At 64.8% G+C, this 4,745-nt stretch carries 3 protein-coding genes and 1 pseudogene; 3 read left to right on the forward strand and 1 reads right to left on the reverse strand.

What is annotated here, in order from left to right:
* The first annotated feature begins 64 nt into the window (after positions 1-64).
* Together B3873_RS00005 and B3873_RS00010 are read left to right on the forward strand one after the other, a co-directional pair.
* Positions 65-862, forward strand: coding sequence for a cyclase family protein (locus B3873_RS00005; protein WP_039783213.1), 798 nt, complete (start codon positions 65-67; stop codon positions 860-862).
* A gap of 4 nt (positions 863-866) precedes the next feature.
* Positions 867-2,492: a phytoene desaturase family protein gene (locus tag B3873_RS00010; RefSeq protein ID WP_286863412.1), complete on the forward strand. Its 1,626-nt coding sequence runs from the start codon at positions 867-869 to the stop codon at positions 2,490-2,492.
* An 83-nt stretch (positions 2,493-2,575) separates the two neighbouring features.
* Here the strand turns inward: B3873_RS00010 and B3873_RS00015 are convergent, their stop codons facing one another.
* Positions 2,576-3,601 (reverse strand): AraC family transcriptional regulator, encoded by a 1,026-nt coding sequence (locus tag B3873_RS00015; RefSeq protein ID WP_121040926.1) that lies wholly within the window; start codon positions 3,599-3,601, stop codon positions 2,576-2,578.
* A 484-nt stretch (positions 3,602-4,085) separates the two neighbouring features.
* Here B3873_RS00015 and B3873_RS00020 point away from each other — a divergent pair.
* A pseudogene (locus B3873_RS00020) lies at positions 4,086-4,745 on the forward strand (indolepyruvate ferredoxin oxidoreductase); the annotation flags it as partial.

Here is a 4,745-nt window from a genome sequence, read left to right on the forward strand (position 1 = left end):
CCTGCAGGCGGCGGCCTGATGGCCTCCTGATTTCATCCTGTTCGCATCACTGAAGGAGCCCTCCATGGCATCCCCCCACACCTCCACTGCGCTGCTGCCCGCCCTGGCCGCCGGTCTGGCCGATGGCCGCCTGCGCGTGGTCGACCTGACGCAAACGCTGTCCCCGTCCTTCCCCGCGCTGCAACTGCCGCCGCAATTCGGCCAGGTGCAGGGCTTCAAGATCGAGCGCATCTCGCACTACGATGAATCCGGTCCGGCCTGGTACTGGAACAACTTCTCCTGTGGCGAGCACACCGGCACCCACTTCGATGCACCGGTGCACTGGATCAGCGGACGTGACCATCCCGGCAACAGCGTCGATACCATCGCGCCCGGCAACTTCATTGCGCCGGCCGTGGTGATCGATGCCAGCGCCGAAGTGGCCGCCAATGAAGACTGGCTGCTCGACGTGCCTTTCCTCGAACAATGGGAAGCGCAGCATGGTGCCATCCCGGCCGGTGCCTGGGTCCTGTTGCGTACCGACTGGTCGCTGCGGGTCGATGATGCGGACGCCTTCCTCAACCTGCGCGAGGACGGTGCGCATACGCCCGGTCCCACGCAGGCCGCTGTCGAATGGCTGATCCACCAGCGCAAGGTGCACGGCTTCGGCGTGGAAACCATCAATACCGATGCCGGCCAGTCCTACGCGTGGCCGGTTCCCTATCCTTGCCACACGCTTATGCACGGTGCCAATCGCTACGGCCTGCAATGCCTGCGCAATCTGGATCAGTTGCCGCCGCAGGGGGCGATGCTCTTCTCCGCACCGCTCAAGATCGAGGGCGGTTCCGGCAGTCCGCTGCGCGTGCTGGCGCTGGTGGAGTAAGCACATGGCCAGCGCACATTCCTTTGCCGGGCCGGATGCGGCCGATGTGATCTTCGTCGGCAGCGGCATCAATTCACTGGTCGGCGCCGCGCTGCTGGCGCGGCGCGGCAAGCGCGTGCTGGTGCTGGAACGCAATGACCGCGCCGGTGGCTGCATCCGCACCGAGACGCTGTTTCCGGGTTATACCCATGAGGTATTGTCGTCCTGGTATCCGCTCTTCATGGGCAGCCCAGCCTATGCCGAACTGGCCGACGACCTCAAGACGGCCGGACTGGAATTCCTGCAGCCGGCCTACACCACCGGACTGGTCACGCCCGATGGCCGGGGCCTGGCCCTGCGTCAGGACCTGGCCGATGCCGCTGCCCGCATCGACGCGCTGGCACCGGGCGATGGCGGGGCCTTGCTGGCCATGGCGCAGCGCCTGTTCGGACAGGATGCGGCGCTGACCTTCGGTCTGCTGGGCAGCGATCCGTATGGCTGGAAGCTGCTGCGGCTGCTGTTTTCCGAATGGCGGGCGCGCGGACTGGATGGCCTGCTCGGTTTTGGCGCGGATGCCATGGAAAGCTTCCGCCGCTGGTCGCAACGCACGCTCAAGTCGGATCTGGCGCGCGCCCTGATCGCCCCCTGGGTGCTGCATTCCGGTCTCGGTCCGGACGATGCCACCTCGGCCCTGATCGGCAAGCTGACCTTCGCTGCCGTCGTCAGCGGTGGCATGCCGGTGGTCAAGGGTGGGGGCAGCCAACTGGTGGCGGCCCTGTCGCATCTCATCATGCAGCATGGCGGCGAGGTCCGCACGAACGCTGACGTGGCCCGCATCATGACGCGCGGCGAAGGCCGCAAGCAGCGCGCCACCGGTGTCGTGCTGGCCGACGGTACGCAGTTGCAGGCCGGGCAGGCGGTGGTCTGCAACGTCACGCCGCCGCAGCTTTATGGCCGTCTGCTGGCGCAGGCACCGCAGGCGGTGCGGGAGCGGGCCGGGAGCTACCAGTTCGGACGTGGCGGCATGCAGATCCACTTCGCACTGGATGCACCACCGGCCTGGACCACTCCGGAGCTGTTGCAGGTGCCGCTGGTGCACCTCACGGAGAGCATGGAGCAGGTGTGCGGCAATGTGACCGGGGCCAACAACGGCTGGCTGCCGGCGCGTCCTACCTTGGCCATCGGCCAGCCGGTGGCCGCCGATCCCTCGCGCGCACCGGCGGGGGGCTGGATCCTGTGGATACAGATGCAGGAATTGCCGTCCCGCCTCAAGGGCGACAGCGCCGGCGAGATCGCCGTTGCGGCAGATGGCCGCTGGACCGCCGACGTACGCGAGGCCTTCGCGGACCGGGTGCAGGCGCAGCTGGAGCAGGTCATGCCCGGGTTGGGCCAACGGGTCGTGGGCCGCCGCGCTTATTCGCCGGCAGACCTGGAGGCACTGAACTGCAATCTGGTGGGTGGCGATCCGTATTCGGGCGTGTGTTCGCCCGACCAGTTCTTCTGGCTGCGTCCATTTGCAGGCAGCCACGGGGCGCGCGGACAGCAGACTACCGTGGCCAATGTCTTCCACATCGGTGCCAGCACCCATCCCGGACCGGGACTGGGCGCGGGTTCCGGTTACATGGTGGCGCAGCGGCTGGCCCCGCGCTGACGCGCTGTTTCTCTACTCTCTGGTCTGGAGGGTTTTGTGCGCCGGTGATCCCGGCGCATTTTTTTCTCATCAATCGGCAGGGGTCAGCGCGCCCGCAAGGTCTTGCTGGGCGATTCGCCGTAGCGTTGCTTGTATTCGTTGCTGAAGCGGCCCATGTGGGCGAAGCCCCAGCGCAGCGCCACACCGGCCACGTGGTTGCTGTCGCCGCTCATGAGCTCGGCACGGGCGCGTTCCATGCGCAGGTCGCGCAGGTATTGCATCGGGCTCACGCCGAGGAAATCCTTGAAGCCTGCATAGAGGCTGCGCACGCTCACGCCGGCGGCCTGGGCCAGTTGCTCGGCCGTGACCGGCTCGTGTGCGTGGGCTTCCAGGAAATCTTGGGCGCGCCGCACATGGCGCGGCAGGATGGTACTGCGCCGCGCCGGAGCATCCTCGCAATGGTTGTGACGATGCGAAGTGACCAGGATGGACGCCGCCAGCTGTTCGATCTGCGACACCACGATCTTGTGCATGGCCAGGTCGTGATGCTGCAGGGTGCAGTCGATCAGGTAGGACAGCATGCATTGCCACGGCGCACACTCGCGCCAGCGAAAGCCCAGCTCGAAACGCAGCGGCTCGTTGAGCGGGTGGCCGAGATAACCGACCAGGGTGCGTTCCACCAGCGAGCGCGACAGGCGCAGCATCAGCTGATCGGTACCGGCCATCCAGGTCATGCGGGTGGCTTCCTGCGGGCTCAGCACCGAGGCCAGCTCGGCCGAGGAATCGATGTGCTGTGCACCGCTTTCGATACGCGCCATCCCATAAAGAGGCATCTGCACCAGAAAGAAGCTGTCCAGCGAGCCCGGCTCGATCTGTACCGCCGAGCCATAGCGCAGGCGGCTCACCGACAGGTCGCCCAGCGAGGTGTAATGCATGCGCGCATCCAGTCGCTCGCCCTGGCCGGTGAGGTCCAGCCGGTGCGGTTTCATCACGCGGCCGACCATGGAGCGTACCTCGTCCAGGTCGGACGAGGCGAACAGGAGCTTGTTGGAACCATTGAGCAGGCGTTCGACCGACGCCGGCATGGGCATGCGCCCGGTGGAGGGATCGGAGTGGAGTACGTTCATCATGGCTGCTACCTCTGCAGGCTAGTCCGGCGGTGGTGTCTCTTGTCATCATCAGGGCGGAAACAAGAGGGCGGAAATGACTTCCTTTGCCTAACAAGTTTCGTGCCAAGATGTATGAAAAATCATGTTTTAGTTCTTGTGATGTCTTTATCTCATTGCCGGGCCCGTGGTGGCAATATGCGCTGCAACATGGCGTCATCCCGATTGCACGCGTGATGTTGTCGGCGTGCAATGGAAAATCCGTAAATCATTATCTTTGGTGAGTTTTTCAGTGCCATCAAGTTAGTTGCAGCCTCCATGATTCATGGCGTCAGAAGGGCAGGGCACGCCCTTGCCAGACCTCGCACGACCCATTTCCTATCCCCGGAATGCGGGCCTTATCCAGCCTCTGCCAAAAGTCCTGATGCATGATTAATCATGTATTGACGCCAGCCTCCCCGGGAACGAAAGTGCAACACAAGGAAATTCATTGCACACGGGGACCACGATGGCCGAGCGATCATTCGTAGAAGAAGTCAAGAAACTGCGCCTGGGCGCAGGGGAAGTATTCAGCGGCGAGGGCATCCTGGCCGTCACCAAGGCCTTGCTGGAGTCGGGCGTGGCCTATGTGGCCGGTTACCAGGGCGCACCGATCTCGCACCTGATGGACGTACTGGCCGATGCCCAGGACATCCTGTCGGAACACGGCATCCGCTTCGAGAACAGCGCCAGCGAAGCCACCGCCGCCGCCACCCTGGCGGCCTCGGTGAACTATCCGCTACGCGGCGCGGTGACCTTCAAGGCCACCGTCGGCACCAACGTGGCTTCCGACGCGCTGGCCAACCTGGCCTCGGGCGGGGTGCTGGGCGGTGCGCTCATCATCGTCGGCGAAGACTATGGCGAGGGCTCCTCCATCATGCAGGAACGCAGCCATGCCTTCGCCATGAAGTCGCAGATGTGGCTGCTCGATCCACGTCCCAACCTGCCCTGCATCGTGCAGGCGGTCAAGGATGGCTTCGACCTGTCCGAAGCCAGCAGCACGCCGGTGATGTTGCAGATGCGCATCCGCTCCTGCCACGTGCACGGGCAGTTCGTCAGTTCGGCCAACCGCCGTCCGTCCTTCACAGTCAAGTATGCGCTGGAAGAACCGACGCGCGAGCTCAGCCGC

It is taken from the genome of Herbaspirillum sp. UBA812 (assembly GCF_002296545.1).
In the GTDB taxonomy this organism is placed as follows: domain Bacteria; phylum Pseudomonadota; class Gammaproteobacteria; order Burkholderiales; family Burkholderiaceae_D; genus Herbaspirillum; species Herbaspirillum huttiense.